This window comes from Rhodoferax sp., assembly GCF_028689295.1.
Classification (GTDB): domain Bacteria; phylum Pseudomonadota; class Gammaproteobacteria; order Burkholderiales; family Burkholderiaceae_C; genus Rhodoferax.
In genome coordinates this window covers 339,816-360,088 of sequence record NZ_JAQTWL010000001.1, presented here as the reverse complement: position 1 = coordinate 360,088, position 20,273 = coordinate 339,816, and the positions used below count along the sequence as shown (strand labels likewise).

Genomic DNA, 20,273 nt, shown 5'->3' with positions numbered 1-20,273 from the left:
GCACCCTACCTTAGGCACATCATCATGAACTTGCGTCAACTCCCCCTTGTCCTGGCCCTGACTGGCGTTTTCGCGCTGCCTGCGCAGGCCCAAAGTCTGGTGGAACTCTACGACGCCGCGCTCAGCTTCGATGCCGGCTACCAGTCGGCCAGGTCGCTCTACGAGGCCAACCTGTCCAAGGCCGAGCAGGCCAAGGCCGGGCTGCTGCCCATCGCCAACCTGGGGCTGGGTGTGAATCGAACCAATATCACCAGTGACGTTCCGGATTTTGAGCGCGACTACGGCAACCAGAGCGCCACCCTGAGCGCCAGCCAGCCGCTATACCGCCCTGCCAATGTCGCCACGGCAGCTCAAGGCAAGAAGTCGGTCGATGTGGCAAGGGCGCAATTGCAGACGGCAGACCAGGATCTGATCGTGCGCGTCAGCCAGGCCTATTTCGACGTGCTCGCCGCTGGTGACAGCCTGGACTTTGTCAAGGCGCAAAAGTCGGCGGTATCCGAGCAACTGGCTTCAGCCAAGCGCAACTTCGAGGTCGGCACCGCCACCATCACCGACACGCGTGAAGCGCAGGCCCGTTTCGACCTTGTGCTGGCGCAGGAGATTGCCGCGGAAAACGACTTGCGTGTCAAGAAAGTGGCGCTAGATCAACTCACCGGCAAACCCGGGGCTGGACCCAAGCCACTGGCGGTGCCCGTGGTGATCCCACCCGTGACCCCCAACGATGTCACCCAATGGGTGGCGCAGTCGGAACAACAGAGCCCGATCGTGCGCCAGGCCCAATTGGGGCTGGACGTCGCCCAGCTCGAAACGCAAAAAGCACAAGCGGGCAACAAGCCCACACTGGACCTCACCGGGAGCTACAACGTGACGCTGAACAATGGGGCTTCCAATACATCACAGGACTACCGCACCAACGTGGCTCAAGTGGGTTTGAGTTTGAATTTGCCGCTGTTTGCCGGCTTTGCCATCCAGAACCGCATCAAGGAAACGCTGTCCCTGGAAGACAAGGCGCGCAGCGACGTCGAGGCGGCCAAGCGCAGTGTGGCGCAAGCCACGCGCACCGCGTTTTTTGGCGTCGAGTCCGGCCTGGGCCAGGTCAAGGCGCTGGAAGCCGCCGAAGCCTCCAGCCAGAGCGCGCTTGATGCCACCAAACTCGGTTATCAAGTGGGCGTGCGCATCAACATCGATGTGCTCAACGCCCAGACCTCCCTGTTCGACACCAAGGCCAAGCTGGCCAAAGCGCGCTACGACGTGCTGCTGGCCAGCCTCAAGCTGCGCCAGGCCAACGGCACGCTCACGGCTGACGACTTAAACGCTATCAACGCCTTGCTGGTCAAGTAGTTGTAGCACCGCCTGAACGGTGCGCTCGACAGCACCCCGGTTTTGCCCCGAAAAGTCGGCGCTGGCTTGCACCATGGTCTGGTAAAGCGCCTGATTGAGCGCAATGCCACACGCCGCAAAAACGCCCTGCGTTAATTCCTGAACCCGCTGCGCCGCGCCCGCAGCCAGCGACTGCTCGGCTGCCTCGGCAAAGTTGAAGGTGTGCGGCCCCATCACCACCGGGCAACCGCAGGCGGCGGCCTCGATCAGATTTTGCCCGCCCAGCGGCTCGAAGCTGCCGCCCAGCAGGGCAGCATCCGCCAAGCCGTAATACAACGCCATTTCTCCCAGCGAATCACCGAGCCAGATCGTGTCCGGCGCACTGCCCAGCGCAACTGGCCCGCCGTGCCCCCAACCACTGCGCCGCTGCACGGTAAAACCATGGGATTCAATGAGCGCGGCCACCGCATCGAAGCGCTGCGGGTGGCGCGGCACGATCAGCCATTGCACGGGTTCCGGATTTGCCGGCGCGAGACCATCAAATCCTCGCGGCGATGGCACCGCTCCGACAGGGTCGCTTGCCTTTGCAGGAGGCCCGCCCTTGGGCCGATTGGGCCTGGTAGGGCTCAATATCTCCAGCAGCGCCAGCTCTTCGCCTTCGCGCGAGCTGGCGAACATCACCACCGGCCGGGCCAGTTGCGCCCGCCAGGCGCGGCCCTGCGCCAGTTGACCGGCATTGGGCGCGGCGTCGAACTTGAGATTGCCGAAGACACCATTCACTTTGGCGCCCAAAGACTGCAGCCGCTGCGCATCCTGCGGGGTTTGCGCCCACACGGCGGCCAGCGCAGCATACGCCGGGCGCGCCAGCCAGGCCAGGCACTGCGTCTTGCGCAAAGATTTGTCGCTGAGCCGCGCATTGACCAGCACCAGCGGCACACCCAAGTACTCGCAAACCGCCACCAGATTGGGCCAAACCTCGGTTTCCATCAGAATGCCCAGATCGGGCTTGAAATGCGCCAGAAAGCGCCTCACCACAGCCGGCGTGTCCCACGGCTGCCAGGCTTGCAGGTCGCCCTTTCCCAGAAGTTTCAGGCCTTCAGCGCGGCCGGTCGCGGTGCCGTGGGTGAGCAACAGCCGCATCTGCGGCAATTGCTGGCGCAGCGCCGCCACCAGCACGGCGGCTGCCCGTGTCTCGCCCAAAGACACGGCGTGAATCCAGATTGTGGGGCCATGGTGCGCGGGCAACGCCTGGTCGTAGCGGCCAAAGCGTTCTTCAACAAATTGACCGTAACCGGGTTCCTGCGCACTGCGGCGCGCCAGTTTGCGCCTGAGCAGCGGCTGCGCCAGCCACATCAGCCAGGAGTAGAGCCAGCGTGTCATGCGGCGGACGCGTTTGGGAAAACCACCCGCCAGGCCTGCCAGACGGCATCGACCGAGGGGGTGGGCTGGGCGAACACGCTGCACTGGCGCCGCGCGGGGACATTCGACGCATCATCGCGAGCGCAGCGTGACGATCCCTGCACATTGGTATTCGGCGCGACCAGTGGGCCAGTGCGCCAGGCAGTGTCGAAGTTGTATATCTGCACATGGGGCAAGTCCAGTGCGACGGCGATATGGCTCAGGCCGCTGTCCACCCCGATCACGCCGATGCACGTGGCCAGCGCATCGGTCAGCGCGTCGAGCGACAGTCGCGGCCACACCCGGGCGTGCGTCAGGCCGTGGGCGATGTCGTGCGCCGTTTGCTGCTCGGCCGGGCTGCCATGCGGCAAGACCACGCCGAAACCGTCGTCATTGAGCCGCTGCGCCAGCGCGCGCCAGTGCGCCAGCGGCCACTGCTTGTCGGCGCGCGAGGTGCCGTGCACCAAGGCCACCACACCACGCAGACCCGGTTCAAATGTCAACGCCTGGAACCCCGCTTGCACGTGCTGCGCCACCAGCCCAAAAGACACTTCATCAGGTAGGCGGTAGTGCAAGGCCTGGGCGCACAGTTCGCGCGAGCGCGTCACGGCGTGGCTGTGCGCTGGCAGCGTGATGGCCTCATGCGCCACCCAGCGCGCCAGTGCCTCGAAGCTGGAGCCTTCGGTCTGGTTGGCCAGGCCATAACGTTTGCCACCGTCATTCAGGCGCGCCAGCCAGGCCATCAAGGCAGACTTGGTCAGGCCCTGCAAATCGATCACCGCGTCGTATTGCTGCTGCTGCAGTTCGGCCCTGAAGGCAGCCCAGGCGCGGCGTGTTTCATGGCTCAAGGGCGACTTGCGCCAGCGCCGCAATTCGCAGGCAATCACGCGGTGCACGCCCTGGCAGCGCTGCACCAGCGGCGCAAAACCACGTTCCACCAACCAGTCGATCTGCGCATCGGGCAAGGCGCGCCGGATGTCCTGCACGGCCGGCATGGCGTGCACCACGTCGCCAAGCGATGACAGCTTGACGATCAGAATCTTCAATGCGCTGCCTCGTCGGTGACCGCGCCGGGCAACACCTGGTGCAGCAGCGCCATCATGTCGCCCTGGATACGCACCAGCGCCTCGGGCGTGTGGCCTTCAAAGCGAAGCACCAGCACCGGCGTGGTGTTTGAGGCGCGAATCAGGCCGAAGCCATCGGGCCAATCGACCCGCAAGCCGTCAATGGTGTTGATGGTGGCGGGTGATGCCGCAAACGTCGCAGTCTCGCTTGCCAACTTGACCAACTGGGCCACCAGCAGCGGCGGCTGGCCCTCGGCGCATTTCACGTTGAGCTCGGGGGTTGAAAAGCTGCTCGGCAAGGCGTTGAGCACTGCATTGCCATCGGGTGACTGGCTCAGAATTTCCAGCAGACGGCAACCGGCATGGGTGCCGTCGTCAAAGCCGTACCAGCGTTCTTTAAAAAAGATGTGGCCGCTCATCTCGCCGCCCAGTGGCGAGTCGATTTCTTTCATTTTGGCTTTGATCAGCGAATGACCGGTCTTGTACATCATCGGCACGCCGCCCGCCGCCGCGATGGTCGGGGCCAGGCGCTGTGAGCATTTCACGTCGAACACAATGGTGCCACCGGGAGCGCGCTGCAACACATCGCGGGCGAACAGCATCATCTGGCGGTCCGGGTAGATGGTGTTGCCTTCCTTGGTCACCAAGCCCAGGCGGTCGCCGTCGCCGTCAAAGGCCAGGCCAATTTCGGCGTCGCCCGCCTTGAGTGCGGCCATCACGTCGAGCAGATTTTCGGGCTTGCTCGGGTCCGGATGGTGATTGGGAAAGTTGCCATTCACCTCGCTGAACAGTTCTGTCACCTCGCAGCCAATGGCACGCAATATGCCAGGCGCCGAAGCCCCGGCAATGCCGTTGCCGCAGTCCACCACGATCTTCATGTGGCGGGCCAGTTTGATGTCGCCCACGATGCGCGCGCTGTAAGCGGCCAGCACATCGACGCTGCGAATCTGGCCGCCGGCGCGCAGTTCCCAGCTTTCAGACTCCATCATGCGGCGCAGGGCCTGAATCTCGTCACCGTAAATGGCACGGCCGTCCAGCACCATCTTGAAGCCGTTGTAGTTTTTAGGGTTGTGACTGCCGGTGACCTGGATGCCGGAGGCAGCCAGCGTGTTGGCGGCAAAGTAAAGCATGGGCGTGGTGGCGAGGCCGATGTCGATGACCTCGACGCCCACGTCGGCCAGGCCGCACATCAGTGCGGCGCTCAAATCGGGCCCGCTCAGGCGGCCATCGCGCCCCACCGCCACCGCCGTCTGCCCTTCGCGCAAGGCCACCGTGCCAAAGGCGCGGCCCAAAGCCTGCGCCATGGCGGCATCAATGGTGTCAGGCACAACACCACGGATGTCATAGGCTTTGAAAATGCTGGAGGTAAGCTTCATATTGGATTCCCTGGCCGATTGGATGGATCATCGAAGACCCGAATTGTAGGGGCCACCGGCGGCAGGGACATGTCCGAAAACGGCTACTGATGGGCCTGAAATCAGATGCATGACAGGGTGCTTCCCGCTTATGATTCCCAACATGAACCACTCCGCCACCCATGCCGACATGGATGCCTGCTACCTCGCACTCAAGGCGCATGATGCGCGGTTTGACGGCCACTTTTTCACCGGGGTGACTTCCACCGGCATCTACTGCCGGCCGGTGTGCCGGGTGCGCACACCCAAACGGGAAAACTGCCGTTTTTTCAGTCTGGCCGCGCAGGCCGAGCGTGCCGGTTTTCGCCCCTGCCTGCGCTGCCGCCCGGAGCTTGCACCACGCCAACTCAACCCTGGCATGGCGCAAGACAAGGCCTGGTCGATGCAGGATGCCTCAGCCATTCTGACGGCCCAGGCGGCAGCCCTCATGGACGCGCCCGCGCGTGCAGATGCCCCGGCACTGACGGTGCAGAACTTGGCCCAGCGGCTGGGCATCAGTGACCGCCATTTGCGCCGCATTTTTGAGGCGCAGTTGGGCGTGTCGCCCTTGCAATACCTGCAAACGCGCCGCTTGCTGAATGCCAAACAACTGCTCACCGACACCACGCTGGCAGTGACCCGTGTTGCCGAACTCAGTGGTTTTGCCAGCGTGCGACGCTTCAACGCCGCCTTTGTCAGCCACTACGGCTTGAACCCAACCCAGTTGCGCCACACCCGCCCGGCGCAGCGCACACCCGCTGCCCAAGAGGGCATTTTTGTGCGGCTGAGCTACCGGCCACCTTACGATGTGGCGGCCCTGCTGCAATTTTTGGCAATGCGTCAAATCACCGGGCTGGAGCTGCTTGATCAGACGAACGCCAGCCTGGGCAAAACCATGGCACTAGCGCACGGTCAGCAGCGCGTCACCGGCTGGGTACTGGCTCGTTTTGATGCCGCCCACTGCCGCGTCAACCTGCAAGTGAGCGAGGCTTTGGCTGAGGTGTTGCCGCAGGTGATCACCCGCGTGCGCTCGCTGCTGGACCTGGATGCCGACCCGCTGGCCATCAACAAAGTGCTGCACCCCGATTTCCCACACGGCGACGGCTTGCGCCTGCCCGGCACGCTGGACGGTTTTGAGCTGGCGGTGCGTGCCGTGCTGGGGCAACAAATCACCGTGGCCGCAGCACGCACGCTGGCGCGGCGGCTGGTGGCACAGTTTGGCGAACCCATCGTCACACCCATCGCCGGGTTGAACCGCTTGTTTCCCGCTCCCCAGGTCCTGGCTGCGGCCAGCGCCGATGCCCTGAGCGCTCTGGGCATCGTCAAACAAAGGCAGGCGGCGATTCAGGCGCTGGCCGCTGCTGTGGCCAATGACCGACTGTGTCTTGACTCGGTGGCCGATGTCCAAACCACCTTGGCCCAATTGCAGGCCCTGCCCGGCATTGGTGACTGGACGGCACATTACATTGCCATGCGTGCCCTGCACTGGCCCGATGTTTTTCCCGCTGCGGATGTGGCCTTGCACAAAGCCCTGGGTCTGCAGGGTGCAGCTCATCCGGCCAAGGCGGCGCTGGCCGCTTCGCAGGCCTGGCAACCCTGGCGCAGTTATGCGGTGATCCGCGCCTGGGCCACCCTGGCGACACCACCCGACAATGGACAACACGCAAAAACACCATGAAACTTCCCAAGCATACGGTCTGCACACTCAGCCCCAGCCCACTAGGCCCCATCACCCTGGCCGCAGCCAGTGACAAACTCGTTGGGGTCTGGTTTGAAGCGCAGGCCCATTCGCCCGATTTGTCCGGCTGTGCGCAAGCCCCCGGACACCCGGTGCTGCAACAAGCCGCAGAGCAGTTGGCCGAGTACTTTGCCGGGCAGCGCCGCCAGTTTGCGCTGCCGCTGGACTTGAGCACCGGCACGGCCTTTCAACAAAAGGTCTGGCAGGCCCTGCTGAACATTCCGTTTGGGCAGACCAGCAGCTACAAAGCGTTAAGCATGGTCATAGGGCATCCTGCGGCCATGCGTGCCGTAGGGGGTGCGGTGGGGCGCAACCCGCTGAGTATCATCGTGCCCTGTCACCGCGTGGTCGGCTGCCACGGGGCCTTGACCGGCTACGCTGGCGGGCTGGACCGCAAAACTGACCTGTTGCATCTTGAAGGCTCCCGTTGAAAACATCCCCAAAAACCTGGCTCTTTGAATTTGTACTGCTGGGCGCCATCTGGGGCGCCTCATTCTTATTCACCCGCCTGGGCACCGCTGAATTTGGCGCGCTGCCCACCGCTGGCGTGCGGGTCGGCATTGCCGCGCTGTTCCTGCTACCCATGCTGCTGGCGCGCGGGCAATGGCCCAGCCTGGCCAGGCACTGGAAAAAAATCTTCTTTCTCGGCATGCTGAACTCGGGCATCCCGTTTGCCCTGTACGCCTATGCGCTGCTGTCGATCAGCACCGGCTTGTCTTCGCTGATCAACGCCACCGTGCCGCTGTTCGGCGCGCTGGTGGCCTGGTTGTGGCTCAAGGATCGGCCGCACGGCATGAAGATCATCGGCCTGGTGATCGGTTTTGTCGGCGTCGCCATGCTGGCCTCGGGCAAGGCCAGCTTCAAGCCAGATGCGTCGGGGCTGGTGACCGGCTGGGCGGTGTTGGCCTGCCTGGGTGCCTGCCTGTGCTACGGCCTGGCTGCCAGTTTCACCAAACGCTACCTGAGCGGTCAGCCCTCGCTGGTGATTGCCACCGGAAGCCAGATCGGTGCCACCCTGGGGCTGGCGCTGCCCACATTTTTGTTTTGGCCAAGCCACACACCCAGCACCACCGCCTGGCTGGCGCTGGTGGTCGTGGGCGTGCTGTGCACCGGCGTGGCCTACGTGCTGTATTTCCGTCTGATCGACAAGGTGGGTGCCGCCGGCTCGCTGACCGTCACCTTTTTGATCCCGGTCTTCGCCGTGTTTTACGGCGTGGTGTTTCTGGGCGAATCCGTCACCGCCTGGATGTTGATTTGCGGCGCCGTCATATTGTGCGGCACGGCCTTGTCGATGGGGTTGTTGAAACGATTTGTTGAGGGAGCAAAGCCGGGTTGATCATTTGTCGGCTGGAAAGCAAAAAGCCTTGCAATTCAATGAATTGCAAGGCTTTTGAACTGGCGGAGCGGACGGGACTCGAACCCGCGACCCCCGGCGTGACAGGCCGGTATTCTAACCAACTGAACTACCACTCCTGGTAGCTAACGTTTGCTCTTGCGAGCCAAGTCATTTGTCTTTGCAGACAAACCGTTACCGACTTGCACCATCTTACTATTCAGTAAGTTGGCGACCCCACGGGGATTCGAACCCCGGTACCTACCGTGAAAGGGTAGTGTCCTAGGCCTCTAGACGATGGGGTCAAAACCTGAAGACTTCCGTCGATCTTGGAAACTTTGGTGGAGGTAAGCGGGATCGAACCGCTGACCTCTTGCATGCCATGCAAGCGCTCTCCCAGCTGAGCTATACCCCCGAATCCACAGCTACTTTGTTTAGAAGCAGCGTTAATTCCCAAGCCGCAAATTATAGCGTGATTTTCAGGCCTGTTTGAGCCGGCTGATGACTTTTTCACGATCAAAAAGCTCAAGCACCGCGTCCAGCGATGGCGTGTGCGCGTTGCCCACCACCAGTACCCGCACCGGCATGGCCAGATGAGGCATTTTCAGGCTGCAAGCGGTCAGCACTTCCTTGATGGCGGCGGCAATGACTGCTTTGTCCCAGGTGCAGGCAGCCAGTTTGTCAGCCAGCAGGGCCAGCGCGGGCTTGATCGCTTCGGTGACATGCTGGGTCAAATCGGCCGCAGCGGGCTGCACGTCGGCATAAAACACAGCCGCCCAGTCGGCCAGCGCCACGGTGGTGTCGCAGCGATCCTTGAACAGCGCACAGATGCGCGGCAGGCGCTCATCCGCTGCAATGCCGCGCTTGTGCAGTTGCACCTGCACCAGCGGCGCCAGCACCTCGTCGGCCGTGATCTTGATGTGCTGGGCATTCACCCAGCGCAGCTTGGCTTCGTCGAACTGCGCGGCGCTCTTGCCCAGGTGATCGAGGTTGAACCACTCCAGAAACTGAGCCCTGCTGAAAATTTCGTCGTCGCCGTGGCTCCAGCCCAGGCGCGCCAGATAGTTGACCATGGCATCGGGCAGGTAGCCTTCTTCGCGGTACTGGGTCACCGCCTTGGCGCCGTTGCGCTTGCTCATTTTTTCGCCCTGCTCGTTGAGCACGGTCGGCAAATGGGCGTACACCGGCGGTTCCTTGCCGAGCGCCTTGAAGATGTTGATCTGCCGCGGCGTGTTGTTGACGTGGTCATCGCCGCGAATCACATGGGTGATGGCCATGTCCAGGTCGTCCACCACCACGCAGAAGTTGTAGGTGGGCGTGCCGTCCGGGCGCGCAATCACCAGGTCGTCGAGCTCGTCGTTACTGATTTCGATGCGGCCCTTGACCTTGTCGTCCCACACCACCGAGCCGCCTTGCGGGTTTTTAAACCGGAGCACCGGCTGCACACCTTCGGGCACAGAGGGCAGGGATTTGCCTGGAGCCGGGCGCCAGGTGCCGTCGTAGCGCGGCTTTTCCTTCGCAGCCGTCTGACGCTCACGCAGGGCATCAAGCTCGGCCATGCTCATGTAGCACGGGTAAACATGGCCTGCGGCCACCATGTCGGCGAGCACCGCCTTGTAGCGGTCCATGCGCAGCATTTGATAGAACGGGCCTTCGTCGTAATCGAGCCCGAGCCAGCTCATGCTTTCAATGATCACATCGACAGCAGCCTGGGTGGAGCGCTCCAGGTCGGTGTCTTCGATGCGCAAAATGAAGTCGCCACCGGTCGAGCGGGCAAAGGCCCACGGGTACAGCGCCGAGCGGATGTTGCCCAAGTGGATGAAGCCGGTGGGCGACGGGGCGAAACGGGTGCGGGTTTTTTGGGTCATGACAAGGCATTCAAGTTTTGCAGGCCGCGGTTCAGGTCGTCCTGAATATCGCCAAGATGCTCTAGTCCCATGGCGATGCGGATCAGGCCCTGGCCAATGCCAGCGGCCCGGCGCTGGACCTCGGTCAGGCGGCCGTGCGAGGTGGTGGCTGGGTGGGCGATGGTGGTCTTGGTATCGCCCAGGTTAGTGGTGACCGAGCACACCTGCGTGCTGTCGATCACATGAAACGCGCGCTTGCGGGCCTGGTCGGCATCCGACGCCCGCACATCAAACGACACCACGGCGCCACCAAGTCCGCTTTGCTGGTGCATGGCCAGTGCATGCTGCGGGTGCGAATCCAGACCGGGGTAATAGACATGCGCCACATTGGGCTGCTGCTGCAGCCATTGGGCCAGCGCCAGCGCACTGTCGCACTGGGCGCGCATGCGAATCGCCAGCGTTTCCATGCCCTTGGTGACGACCCACGCATTGAACGGCGACAGCACCATGCCGACGGTGCGGTTGATCGGCCAGAAGACGTCGTTGACATACTTTTGCGAGCAGCAAATGGCCCCCGCCACCACCCTGCCTTGGCCGTCCAGGTACTTGGTGCCGGAGTGAATCACGAAGTCGGCGCCGAACTCGATCGGGCGCTGCAGCGTGGGGGTGCAAAAGCAGTTGTCCACCGCCAGCAACGCGCCGCCGGTGTGTGCCACTTCTGCCAGCGCGGCGATGTCGCAAATGTCAGTGAGCGGGTTGGTGGGGGTTTCGGCAAACAGCAGTTTGGTGTTGGATTTGAGCGCGGCACGCCATTGCGCCACATCGGTTTGCGAGACAAAGGTGGTTTCGACGCCGAACTTGGCGAACTCGCCGGCAAACAGGCGCAATGTGGAGCCAAAAACCGACTGCGAACACACCACGTGGTCACCGGCGCGCAGCAGTCCCATGCCCAGCAACAGCACGGCGGCCATGCCGCTGGATGTGGCTATCGCCGCCTCGGTGCCTTCGAGCGCCGCCAGGCGCTGCTCCATGCCGGTCACGGTCGGGTTGCCGACGCGGGTGTAGGTGTAGCCGTCTTCCTCGTTGGCAAAACGCTTGCGGGCGGTCTCGGCATCAGGCTGCACGAAGCTGCTGGTGAGGTACAACGCCTCGGAATTCTCACCGTACTGGCTGGGCGCAATGCCGGCGCGCACCGCCAGCGTGTCTCGGTGCAGGTGCTCGGGGAGTTTTTTGGCGGGCATGGTCAGTCTTCGTGGTTGGGCAGGGCCAGGCGCGAGTTGTCCTCCAGCGTTTCATCGCCATCGACGCGGTTGGCGTTGAGTCGCTCGATATCTTCCAGCGTGATGTCGCCGGTGACATAAACACCGTCAAAGCAGGACGCATCAAAGTTCTTGATGGCCGGGTTGAGTGAGCCAATGGCTTTTTTCATGCTGTCCACATCCTGGTAGATGAGGGCATCGCAGCCAATGATTTGCCTAATTTCCTCCACGGTGCGGTTGTGCGCCACCAGTTCCTGCGCGGTGGGCATGTCGATGCCATACACGTTGGGATAGCGCACCGGTGGCGCCGCGCTGGCCATGTACACCTTGTTGGCACCGGCGTCACGCGCCATTTGCACGATCTCTTTGGACGTGGTGCCGCGCACGATGGAGTCGTCCACCAGCAGCACGTTGCGGCCCTTGAACTCGCTGGCGATCACGTTGAGCTTCTGGCGCACCGACTTTTTGCGCACCGATTGCCCCGGCATGATGAAGGTGCGCCCCACGTAGCGGTTTTTGACAAAACCTTCGCGGTAGGGCAAGCCCAGCAGTTGTGCCAGTTGCGCGGCGCTGGGCCGGCTGGACTCAGGGATCGGAATGACCACATCGATCTCGTTGGGCGGCACAGTCGAGATCACCCGCTTGGCCAGGGTTTCGCCCAGGTTCAGGCGCGCCTGGTACACCGATATGTCGTCCATCACCGAGTCGGGCCGGGCCAGATAGACAAATTCAAAAATACAGGGGTTGAGCACCGGGTGGTCGGCGCACTGCTGCGCATGCACCTGGCCTTGCAGGTCGATGAACACCGCTTCGCCGGGCTGGATATTGCGCTCGAACTTGTGGTTGGTGCCCTCCATGGCCACCGATTCGCTGGCCAGCATCACAGTGCCGTCCGTCACACCCATGCAAAGCGGCCGAATGCCGAACGGGTCGCGAAACGCCAGCACGCCATGGCCGGCGATCATGGCGATCACGGCATACGAGCCGCGAACGCGCCGGTGCACCTTGCGCACCGCCTCGAACACGTCGTGCGGTGTCAGAGGCAGGCCGCGCGTGGTCTCGCCAATTTCGTGCGCCAGCACGTTGAGCAGCACTTCGGAGTCGCTGTCGGTGTTGATATGGCGATGGTCGGCACTGAAGAGCTCGGCTTTCAGGGCGTGAGCGTTGGTCAGGTTACCGTTGTGCACCAGCACTATGCCGAACGGCGCATTGACATAAAAGGGCTGCGCCTCTTCTTCGCTGAAGGCGTTGCCCGCCGTCGGGTAGCGCACCTGGCCCAGGCCGCAATTGCCCGGCAGCGAGCGCATGTTGCGGGTGCGGAACACATCGCGCACCATGCCCTTGGCCTTGTGCATGAAAAACTTGCGCTCCTGTTGCGTCACGATGCCCGCTGCATCCTGACCACGGTGCTGCAACAACAGCAACGCGTCGTAAATCAGCTGATTGACCGGCGCATGACTGACAACCCCAACGATTCCACACATAGTTTTCCTATCTTTTCAACGACTTGTTCAAGCGGGCAAATACTTCACCATGTCATGCGGCAAGACGGGTTTGAGCTCCTGAATGACAGTCAGGGACATGGCCACACCAGTCGATTCCTGCCAGGCCGGGCTGGATTTGAAAGGCGTCATGGCGGCGAGCACGGTGGCCAGCAGCAGCAGCAAAACGCCCCGCAGTGCGCCAAAACCCGCCCCCAGCACCCGGTCAACCGGCCGCAAGCCCACCGTGGCCATCAACTTTTTCAACAGCGCGGCGAACAGGCCGCCCAGCATCACCGTGGCAATGAACACCAGCAGAAAACCTGCGCCGTAACGCATCGTCTCGCTGGCGCCGCCCATCGGCAAAAAGTCTGCCACATCCAGTGCCAGCCACTGCGCCAGCACAAACGCGGCCACCCAACTGGCCAGCGACAAAACCTCGAATACCAGGCCGCGCCAGGCACCCAGCAGCACAGACATCAGCAATACCGTGGCAAATATCCAGTCCAGCGCAGCCAGGGTCATAAGCCACGCCTCACAGTGTCAGCAAGACGGCGGGCAAATTCAGCTTTTTGATTTTCTCCGCTGCTTTTTCAGCGTCTGCCCTGGTCGTGAACGGCCCCACCCGTACCCGAATGCGTTTGCCGTCTTTGGTTTCGGCCACGTTGGTATAGGTTTTGAGGCCGGCACGCTCCACCTTCAGCCGCACCTCTCGCGCTCGCGCGGCATCGGCAAAAGCACCCACTTGCACCACAAAGCGGCCGTCCGACGCGGCAGGTTGCGCATCGGCCGCCTTGCCGTCGAGCAACGCCTGAGCCTTGTTGACCTCGGCGGGTTTGGCCGCAACAGGAGGGTTCACTGCGCTGGCTTCAGGCTTGACTGGCTTGGGCGGCTCCGCCGTTTCGGTGATCACCACGGACGGCGGTGTTGCCGGCTTGGGCTCAACCGCTGGAACCGGGGTGACAGGTGGAGGCGTGATGGGCGCAACAGCACTGGCCTTGGACGCGGGCGCCTCTGGCAACACCAGGGGCGGCACTTTGTTTTTATCTGGAATGTCGATCGGGGTGTCCACCGCGATGGGCCGGGGCTGCTTGTCGAACAACAGCGGAAAACCAATCACGCCGATCAGCACCAGCACGGCGGCCCCGATCAGGCGATGCTTGGCGCGTTGGCGCATGCGCTCCACACTCTCTGGCTGTACTGACGTGCTCGGGGCGGGATCGCCTTTTTTGCGAAACTTGAAAAAGTCCATGCAGATAAGTTGGTGTGAATCAGGAATGGGGCAAATGCTTGGCCTGCAATTGGGGCACGCCGTCTTTGAGCACGCCGCCCACCGTCAGGAACGATCCGAAAACGACGATTCTATCAGCGGGGTCTGCCGCGGCCAGGGCCGCCTGGAGGGCCGACTCAGGGTCAGCACAGACCTCGGCCGTGCAGTCCTTGCGCTGGTTCAGCGCCTGCCATTGCGCCATCAAATCGGTGGCCCTTGCCGCCCGTTCGGTGGGCAAATTGGTGAAATACCACTTATCCACCAGTGGGTTGAGGCGATCAATAACGGCGGCAATGTCCTTGTCGGCCATGCTGCCGAACACCCCGTGCGTGGTGGGGAAAAAGCCCATGGCATCGAGGTTGGCCGCCAGCGCCGCCGCCGCATGCGGGTTGTGCGCCACGTCGAGCACCAGGTTGGGTTGGCCCGGCACAATTTGAAATCGCCCCGGCAAATCGACGAAGGCAAAGCCGTTGCGCACCGCCTGCGCCGTGATCGGCAAACGGTCACGCAAGGCGGTCAGCGCGGCCAGCACGCCAGCTGCATTCACCAGCTGGTTGGCGCCGCGCAGCGCCGGGTAGGCCATGCCGCTGTAGCGCCGCCCGCGCCCGGCCCAGCCCCACTGCTGCTTGTCGCCAGTGACATTGAAGTCGATGCCCACACGCCACAGGTCGGCCCCCACTTCCATCGCCCGGTCGAGCACGCTTTGCGGCGGCACGGGGTCGCTCACCACCGCCGGTTTGCCGGTGCGCATGATGCCGGCTTTCTCGAAACCGATGGCTTCACGGGTTTCGCCGAGCAGCGCGGTGTGGTCCAGGTCGATGCTGGTGATGATGGCGCAGTCAGGCTCGATGATGTTGACCGCATCCAGGCGCCCACCCAGGCCGACTTCAAGAATCACCACCTCCAGCGCGCTGCGTCGCATCACATCCAATATGGCCAGCGTGGAGAATTCAAAATAGGTCAGCGAAATGGCTTCGTTGTTCTGAACGCGGGCGCTTTCCACGTGGGCAAAGGCAGCCACCAGTTCGTGTGCCTTGACGGCCTCGCCATTGAGGCGCAGGCGTTCTTCAAAATGCACCAGATGCGGCGAGGTATAGACCCCGGTGCGGTAGCCGGCCTGCAGCAAAATGGATTCCAGCATGACGCAGGTCGACCCCTTGCCGTTGGTGCCGGCGACGGTGATCACGGGGCAATCAAAGCGGATTCCCATGCGCCGTGCCACGGTGTGCACACGGTCCAGGCCCAAATCAATCGCTGTGGGATGCAAACGCTCGCAGTAGGCGAGCCAGTCTTGAAGAGTGTGAAGCTTGGGTGTCGTCATAGCCCGAATTGTCCACCAGACGACCCGGCTGACGGCAGCACGGCAGTTTTAAATCCTGCCCATGGCATGATGGCGGGCATGAAGACCTCCCACATCACGCTTTACGGCATTCCCAACTGCAACACCGTCAAAAACGCCCGCGCCTGGCTGGCTGACCAGAGGGTTGCGTATGTTTTTCACGATTTCAAAAAAGAGGGTGTGCCCGCTGAACTTCTGCCCGGTTGGATCGCCGCCATGGGCTGGGAACTGCTGCTCAACCGCAAGGGCACGACCTGGCGCAAGCTCGACGAAGTCACGCGCCTGGCCGTGGTGGACACGCCATCGGCCACGGCGCTGATGCTGGCCCAGCCCAGCGTGATCAAGCGCCCGGTGGTGGTCTGGCCCGACGGCAAGGTCAGCGTGGGCTTTGACGCGGCAGCTTTTGCGGCCCATCGGGTCCCCTAAAATCAGCGTCTTTCAAACAAGCTGCAAGCCACCATGACCACCACCCACATTGACGGTGTTTCCGTCACCACGACAGCCAGCGTCTACTTCGACGGCAAGTGCATCAGCCATGGCATCACGCTGGCTGACGGCACCAAAAAATCAGTGGGTGTCGTTTTGCCCGCCACCCTGACCTTCAACACCGGCGCGCCAGAAATCATGGAATGCGTGGGCGGTAGCTGCGAATACCGGCTGGCCGACAGCGGGGCCTGGGTCAAGTCGAGCGCTGGCGAGCGCTTCAGCATCCCCGGCAACGCCAAATTCGACATTCGTGTCACCGAGCCCTACCACTACATCTGCCACTTCGGTTGAAACCCATGAGCGCCACCATCCTTCAAAATATTCCAGTCGGCCAAAAGGTCGGCATCGCTTTTTCGGGCGGCCTCGACACCAGCGCCGCGCTGCACTGGATGAAGCTCAAGGGCGCCCTGCCCTACGCCTACACCGCCCATCTGGGCCAGCCTGACGAGTCCGACTACGACGAGATTCCGCGCAAGGCGATGGAATACGGCGCCGAAAAAGCGCGCCTGATCGACTGCCGCAGCCAGCTAGCGGCCGAGGGCCTGGCCGCGCTGCAAAGTGGCGCCTTTCACATCTCCACCGCCGGGGTGACCTACTTCAACACCACGCCCATCGGCCGCGCCGTCACCGGCACCATGCTGGTGGCCGCCATGAAGGAAGACGATGTCAACATCTGGGGCGACGGCAGCACATTCAAGGGCAATGACATCGAGCGTTTTTACCGCTACGGCCTGCTAACCAACCCGTCGCTCAAGATTTACAAGCCCTGGCTCGACCAGGCGTTCATTGACGAGCTCGGCGGCCGCGCCGAAATGTCGGCGTTCATGACCGCACACGGCTTTGGCTACAAGATGAGCGCCGAAAAGGCGTATTCGACCGACTCCAACATGCTCGGCGCCACGCACGAGGCCAAGGACCTGGAAAACCTCAACTGTGGCATCCGCATCGTCAACCCGATCATGGGCGTGCCGTTCTGGCGCGACGACTGCGTCGTCAAGGCCGAAGAAGTGTCGGTGCGCTTCGAAGAGGGCCGCCCTGTCGCGCTCAATGGCGTCGAATACCCCGACCTGGTGAGCCTTATCCTCGAAGCCAACCGCATTGGCGGGCGCCACGGCCTGGGCATGAGCGACCAGATCGAGAACCGCATCATCGAGGCCAAGAGCCGCGGCATTTACGAAGCCCCCGGGCTGGCGCTGCTGTTCATCGCCTACGAGCGTCTGGTCACCGGCATCCACAACGAAGACACCATCGAGCAATACCGCGACAACGGCCGCAAGCTGGGCCGCCTGTTGTACCAGGGCCGCTGGTTTGACTCGCAGGCCATCATGCTGCGCGAGACGGCGCAGCGCTGGGTGGCGCGCGCCGTGACCGGTGAAGTGACGCTGGAACTGCGCCGCGGCAATGACTATTCGCTGCTCAACACCGAGTCCCCCAACCTGACCTACGCGCCCGAGCGCCTGAGCATGGAAAAGGTGGAAGACGCGCCGTTTTCGCCGGCTGACCGCATTGGCCAGCTCACCATGCGCAACCTCGACATTGTCGACACCCGAGCCAAGCTGGGCATTTATGCCAAGTCGGGTCTGCTGTCACTGGGTGGAGGTGGCGACCTGCTCAGCCTCACGGGCGAGAACAAGCGCTGAGCCCATCGCGGCGAGGGCGCCACTCCTACAAGGGGTCAGGCATCTTGTAGGAGGCCCGCCTCAGGCCGAAGGATGTCTAGCGGCCGAGGTATTGCTTGGCGATCGGCCGCACGGCTGCGGCCTTGATGCCGAGCGAATCGAGCCCGGGGTGCTTGCCGGTGGCGACGTTGTCGACTTTCATCGAGTCCAGGTTATCCAGGCTCATCATCGGCTCGCCCGGGGCCATGCCCATCACGGTGGCCTGCAGCCGCGCGGCCCATGCCGGCAGCGGGATCACCGGCCGGCCCATACCGCCGCCTGAGCCGCTGAGCTGGGCCGCAATTTGCACCAGTTGTTTCAGGGTCAAAACCTCCGGGCCAAAGGCCTCGATCACGCGCGGCGAAGGCGCGGCGCTGGCACCGCTCAGGCAGCGCACCACCGCAGTGGCCACATCCTGCACCCAGACCGGCTGAAATTTGGCATCAGCGCCCGCCAAGGGCACCATCGGCAGCAGCTTTTGCAGCTTGGCGAACATGTTCAAAAACTTGTCTTCGGCGCCAAAGATCACACTGGGGCGCAAGATGCTCAGGTCGAACCCGGCCTGCGCCGCGTCCCCGGCGCTTCCGCCCATGGCCGCCTGCACCAGCACGGCCTCGCCCTCGCCCTTGGACCGCAGGTACATGGACGGCGCCAGCGTGGGTTGCAACGAATCGGCCCCCAGCGCGCTGACATGCACTACCTGGGCCACGCCGCTGGCCAAACAGGCATGGGCAATTTTTTGCGGCAAGGCCACATGCACATGCTCGAACGCTGCCTGCGTGCCGTGCAGAATCGCCACCAAATTAACCAGCGCGCCATGCCCTGCCACAACATGCGTCAAGGCGGCTTCATCCTGCACGTCGAGTTCCAGCACGGTGAGGCCGGGCAAGAGTTTGACGGCTTTGGCGTTGTCGGCGCGCCGCGTGGGCACCGTCACCTGCCAGCCCTCGCGCACCAGTTTTTCACACACATGGGTACCAACGAAGCCGGTGCCGCCTAAAACAATAATTTTTTTCATGTCGTTGATGATGCGTTAAAACATGCGCAAAGCGCTGCCCTGGGGTGAATTAAATAATGACCGGCTCGGTCTCCAACCGGATGCCAAAACGCTCGTACACGCTGGTCTGGATCGCCTTGGCAAGCAGCATGACCTCGCCGCCGGTGGCGCCCGAACCCTCGACCCCGGTACCGCGGTTGACCAGTACCAGCGCCTGTTTTTCATAAACGCCCGCCTGCCCCACCGACTTGCCGCGCCAGCCGCAGGCATCGATGAGCCAGCCCGCAGCCAGCTTGACCGAGCCATCGGCCAGCACGTAATGCACCAGCTTGGGTTCGCGGGCGATGATGTCGGCGCATTGCTCGGGCGTGACCGTGGGGTTCTTGAAGAAGCTGCCTGCATTGCCGATGACGTCGGGGTCGGGCAGCTTGGCGCGGCGAATGGCGCAGACCCAGTCGTAGAGTTGCCGCGCGGTCGGCTGGCTGACATCCTGCTCGGCCATTTTTTTGTCGATGTCGGCGTAACCCAGCACCGGTTTCCAGGGTTTTGGCAGGGCAAAACGCACGCGCAGAATCAGCGCCCGGTCTTTCAGGCCCACGGCCTGGTGACCGGCGCTGGCATCCGAGGCGCTGGCATGTTTGAACACCGAGTCGCGGTAGCCGAACGCGCATTGCGCCGCGTTCAGGGTAAACAACTGGCCGGTTTGCAGGTCGATGGCGTCGAGCGAGTCGAAGCGGTCTTGAAGCTCGACCCCGTAGGCGCCGATGTTTTGCACCGGCGAGGCGCCCACGGTGCCAGGAATCAGCGCCATGTTTTCCAGGCCGGGGTAGCCTGCTTCAAGCGTCCAGGTGACAAAGTCGTGCCAGTTTTCGCCGGCACCACCTTCCACGATGAAGGCCCTGGGAGTTTCCCGCACCAGCCGGCGGCCCATCACCTCGACCTTGAGCACCAGCGCCTTGACATCGCCGGTGAGCACGATGTTGCTGCCACCACCGAGCACAAACTTCGGTGCCGCAGCCAGTTCGGGATCGGCCAGCAGCGCCTGGACGTCGGACTCACCACGGATGCGCACCAGCGCACGGGCCTTGGCCACGATGTGGAAGGTATTAAAAGGCTGCAGCGGAACGTTTTTCTGGACTAACATGGCGGGATTGTCGAACATTTAGCGAGAACCCTCATGCCCTCTTTTGATACCGTTTGCGAAGCCAGCATGGTCGATGTGAAGCACGCCATTGAAAACACCGGCAAGGAAATCACCACCCGCTTTGACTTCAAGGGCACGCCGGCTGCCATCGAACTCAAGGACAAGGAAATCACGCTGATCGGCGACGCTGATTTTCAGCTCAGCCAGATCGAGGACATCCTGCGCAACAAGCTCACCAAGCGCAATGTGGACGTGCGTTTTCTGGACAAGGGCGACGTGCAGAAAATGGGCGGCGACAAGGTCAAGCAGGTGATCAAGGTGCGCGACGGCATCGAGACCGAACTGGGCAAAAAAATCCAGCGCATCATCAAGGACAGCAAGATCAAGGTGCAGGCCGCCATCCAGGACGGCAAGCTGCGCGTGAGCGGCACCAAGCGCGACGACCTGCAGGCCGCGATGGCCCTGATGCGCAAGGAAATCACCGACATTCCGCTGAGCTTTGACAACTTCCGCGATTAACCTGCACCCGCAACGGTTCCGGGCAA

At 62.7% G+C, this 20,273-nt stretch carries 19 protein-coding genes and 3 tRNA genes; 8 read left to right on the top strand and 14 right to left on the bottom strand.

The features are described from left to right. The first annotated feature begins 24 nt into the window (after positions 1-24). Complete coding sequence (locus PHF15_RS01895; protein WP_300118341.1) at positions 25-1,341, top strand: TolC family outer membrane protein; 1,317 nt, start codon at positions 25-27, stop codon at positions 1,339-1,341. Here PHF15_RS01895 and PHF15_RS01890 read toward each other — a convergent pair. From PHF15_RS01890 to PHF15_RS01880, 3 genes are read right to left on the bottom strand one after another with little or no spacing between them, the layout of a single operon-like run. After that, positions 1,309-2,700 carry a 3-deoxy-D-manno-octulosonic acid transferase gene (locus PHF15_RS01890; protein WP_300118339.1) on the bottom strand — a complete coding sequence of 464 codons (1,392 nt, stop codon included), beginning with the start codon at positions 2,698-2,700 and terminating at the stop codon, positions 1,309-1,311. The genes PHF15_RS01895 and PHF15_RS01890 overlap by 33 nt on opposite strands. Next, positions 2,697-3,764, bottom strand: coding sequence for a lipopolysaccharide heptosyltransferase I (gene waaC, locus PHF15_RS01885; protein ID WP_300118337.1), 1,068 nt, complete (start codon positions 3,762-3,764; stop codon positions 2,697-2,699). The genes PHF15_RS01890 and waaC overlap by 4 nt, the downstream gene beginning before the upstream one ends. Then, a complete protein-coding gene (locus tag PHF15_RS01880) occupies positions 3,761-5,158 on the bottom strand; it encodes a phosphomannomutase/phosphoglucomutase (protein WP_300118335.1) in 1,398 nt (465 codons plus the stop codon). The genes waaC and PHF15_RS01880 overlap by 4 nt, the downstream gene beginning before the upstream one ends. 142 nt (positions 5,159-5,300) lie before the next feature. Here PHF15_RS01880 and PHF15_RS01875 point away from each other — a divergent pair, with 142 nt between their 5' ends. Genes PHF15_RS01875 through PHF15_RS01865 form a run of 3 tightly spaced genes read left to right on the top strand, consistent with a single transcriptional unit; the run spans position 5,301 to position 8,250 of the window. Further along, positions 5,301-6,854: an AlkA N-terminal domain-containing protein gene (locus tag PHF15_RS01875; protein ID WP_300118333.1), complete on the top strand. Its 1,554-nt coding sequence runs from the start codon at positions 5,301-5,303 to the stop codon at positions 6,852-6,854. Continuing rightward, complete coding sequence (locus PHF15_RS01870) at positions 6,851-7,345, top strand: methylated-DNA--[protein]-cysteine S-methyltransferase (protein WP_300118330.1); 495 nt, start codon at positions 6,851-6,853, stop codon at positions 7,343-7,345. Before PHF15_RS01875 ends, PHF15_RS01870 begins: the two co-directional genes overlap by 4 nt. Further along, positions 7,342-8,250, top strand: coding sequence for a DMT family transporter (locus PHF15_RS01865; protein WP_300118327.1), 909 nt, complete (start codon positions 7,342-7,344; stop codon positions 8,248-8,250). Before PHF15_RS01870 ends, PHF15_RS01865 begins: the two co-directional genes overlap by 4 nt. 60 nt (positions 8,251-8,310) lie before the next feature. On the opposite strand, the gene PHF15_RS01860 is transcribed toward PHF15_RS01865, so the two are convergent. The 9 genes from PHF15_RS01860 to folC form a co-directional block, all read right to left on the bottom strand. Continuing rightward, positions 8,311-8,387, bottom strand: a tRNA-Asp gene (locus PHF15_RS01860). 89 nt (positions 8,388-8,476) lie between these two features. Further along, positions 8,477-8,552 (bottom strand) — tRNA-Glu (locus PHF15_RS01855). Between the two features lie 34 nt (positions 8,553-8,586). Further along, positions 8,587-8,662: transfer RNA gene (locus PHF15_RS01850), tRNA-Ala, on the bottom strand. Between the two features lie 64 nt (positions 8,663-8,726). Continuing rightward, the gene (gltX, locus tag PHF15_RS01845; protein WP_300118324.1) at positions 8,727-10,115 is read right to left on the bottom strand and encodes a glutamate--tRNA ligase; all 1,389 of its coding nucleotides are present in this window, start codon (positions 10,113-10,115) and stop codon (positions 8,727-8,729) included. Next, the gene (locus PHF15_RS01840) at positions 10,112-11,335 is read right to left on the bottom strand and encodes an O-succinylhomoserine sulfhydrylase (RefSeq protein ID WP_300118321.1); all 1,224 of its coding nucleotides are present in this window, start codon (positions 11,333-11,335) and stop codon (positions 10,112-10,114) included. The genes gltX and PHF15_RS01840 overlap by 4 nt, the downstream gene beginning before the upstream one ends. A gap of 2 nt (positions 11,336-11,337) precedes the next feature. After that, on the bottom strand, positions 11,338-12,837 hold the full coding sequence (gene purF, locus PHF15_RS01835; RefSeq protein WP_300118318.1) for an amidophosphoribosyltransferase: 1,500 nt from the start codon (positions 12,835-12,837) through the stop codon (positions 11,338-11,340). Positions 12,838-12,864: 27 nt separating this feature from the next. Then, the gene (locus tag PHF15_RS01830; protein WP_366520571.1) at positions 12,865-13,359 is read right to left on the bottom strand and encodes a CvpA family protein; all 495 of its coding nucleotides are present in this window, start codon (positions 13,357-13,359) and stop codon (positions 12,865-12,867) included. Positions 13,360-13,369: 10 nt separating this feature from the next. Then, on the bottom strand, positions 13,370-14,086 hold the full coding sequence (locus PHF15_RS01825) for an SPOR domain-containing protein (protein ID WP_300118316.1): 717 nt from the start codon (positions 14,084-14,086) through the stop codon (positions 13,370-13,372). A 19-nt stretch (positions 14,087-14,105) separates the two neighbouring features. After that, positions 14,106-15,425: a bifunctional tetrahydrofolate synthase/dihydrofolate synthase gene (folC, locus tag PHF15_RS01820; protein ID WP_300118314.1), complete on the bottom strand. Its 1,320-nt coding sequence runs from the start codon at positions 15,423-15,425 to the stop codon at positions 14,106-14,108. 78 nt (positions 15,426-15,503) lie between these two features. Here folC and PHF15_RS01815 point away from each other — a divergent pair, with 78 nt between their 5' ends. Genes PHF15_RS01815 through argG form a run of 3 tightly spaced genes read left to right on the top strand, consistent with a single transcriptional unit; the run spans position 15,504 to position 17,569 of the window. Beyond that, positions 15,504-15,869 (top strand): ArsC family reductase, encoded by a 366-nt coding sequence (locus PHF15_RS01815; RefSeq protein WP_300118311.1) that lies wholly within the window; start codon positions 15,504-15,506, stop codon positions 15,867-15,869. A 33-nt stretch (positions 15,870-15,902) separates the two neighbouring features. Next, complete coding sequence (locus tag PHF15_RS01810) at positions 15,903-16,220, top strand: pyrimidine/purine nucleoside phosphorylase (RefSeq protein ID WP_300118308.1); 318 nt, start codon at positions 15,903-15,905, stop codon at positions 16,218-16,220. A gap of 5 nt (positions 16,221-16,225) precedes the next feature. Further along, on the top strand, positions 16,226-17,569 hold the full coding sequence (gene argG / locus PHF15_RS01805; protein ID WP_300118305.1) for an argininosuccinate synthase: 1,344 nt from the start codon (positions 16,226-16,228) through the stop codon (positions 17,567-17,569). Between the two features lie 76 nt (positions 17,570-17,645). Here argG and PHF15_RS01800 read toward each other — a convergent pair whose 3' ends face one another. Next, the gene (locus PHF15_RS01800) at positions 17,646-18,605 is read right to left on the bottom strand and encodes a complex I NDUFA9 subunit family protein (protein ID WP_300118302.1); all 960 of its coding nucleotides are present in this window, start codon (positions 18,603-18,605) and stop codon (positions 17,646-17,648) included. 49 nt (positions 18,606-18,654) lie between these two features. Beyond that, the gene (gene murB, locus PHF15_RS01795) at positions 18,655-19,728 is read right to left on the bottom strand and encodes a UDP-N-acetylmuramate dehydrogenase (RefSeq protein ID WP_300118299.1); all 1,074 of its coding nucleotides are present in this window, start codon (positions 19,726-19,728) and stop codon (positions 18,655-18,657) included. 33 nt (positions 19,729-19,761) lie between these two features. Here murB and PHF15_RS01790 point away from each other — a divergent pair, with 33 nt between their 5' ends. Then, on the top strand, positions 19,762-20,247 hold the full coding sequence (locus tag PHF15_RS01790; protein ID WP_300118297.1) for a YajQ family cyclic di-GMP-binding protein: 486 nt from the start codon (positions 19,762-19,764) through the stop codon (positions 20,245-20,247). Positions 20,248-20,273: the final 26 nt, after the last annotated feature.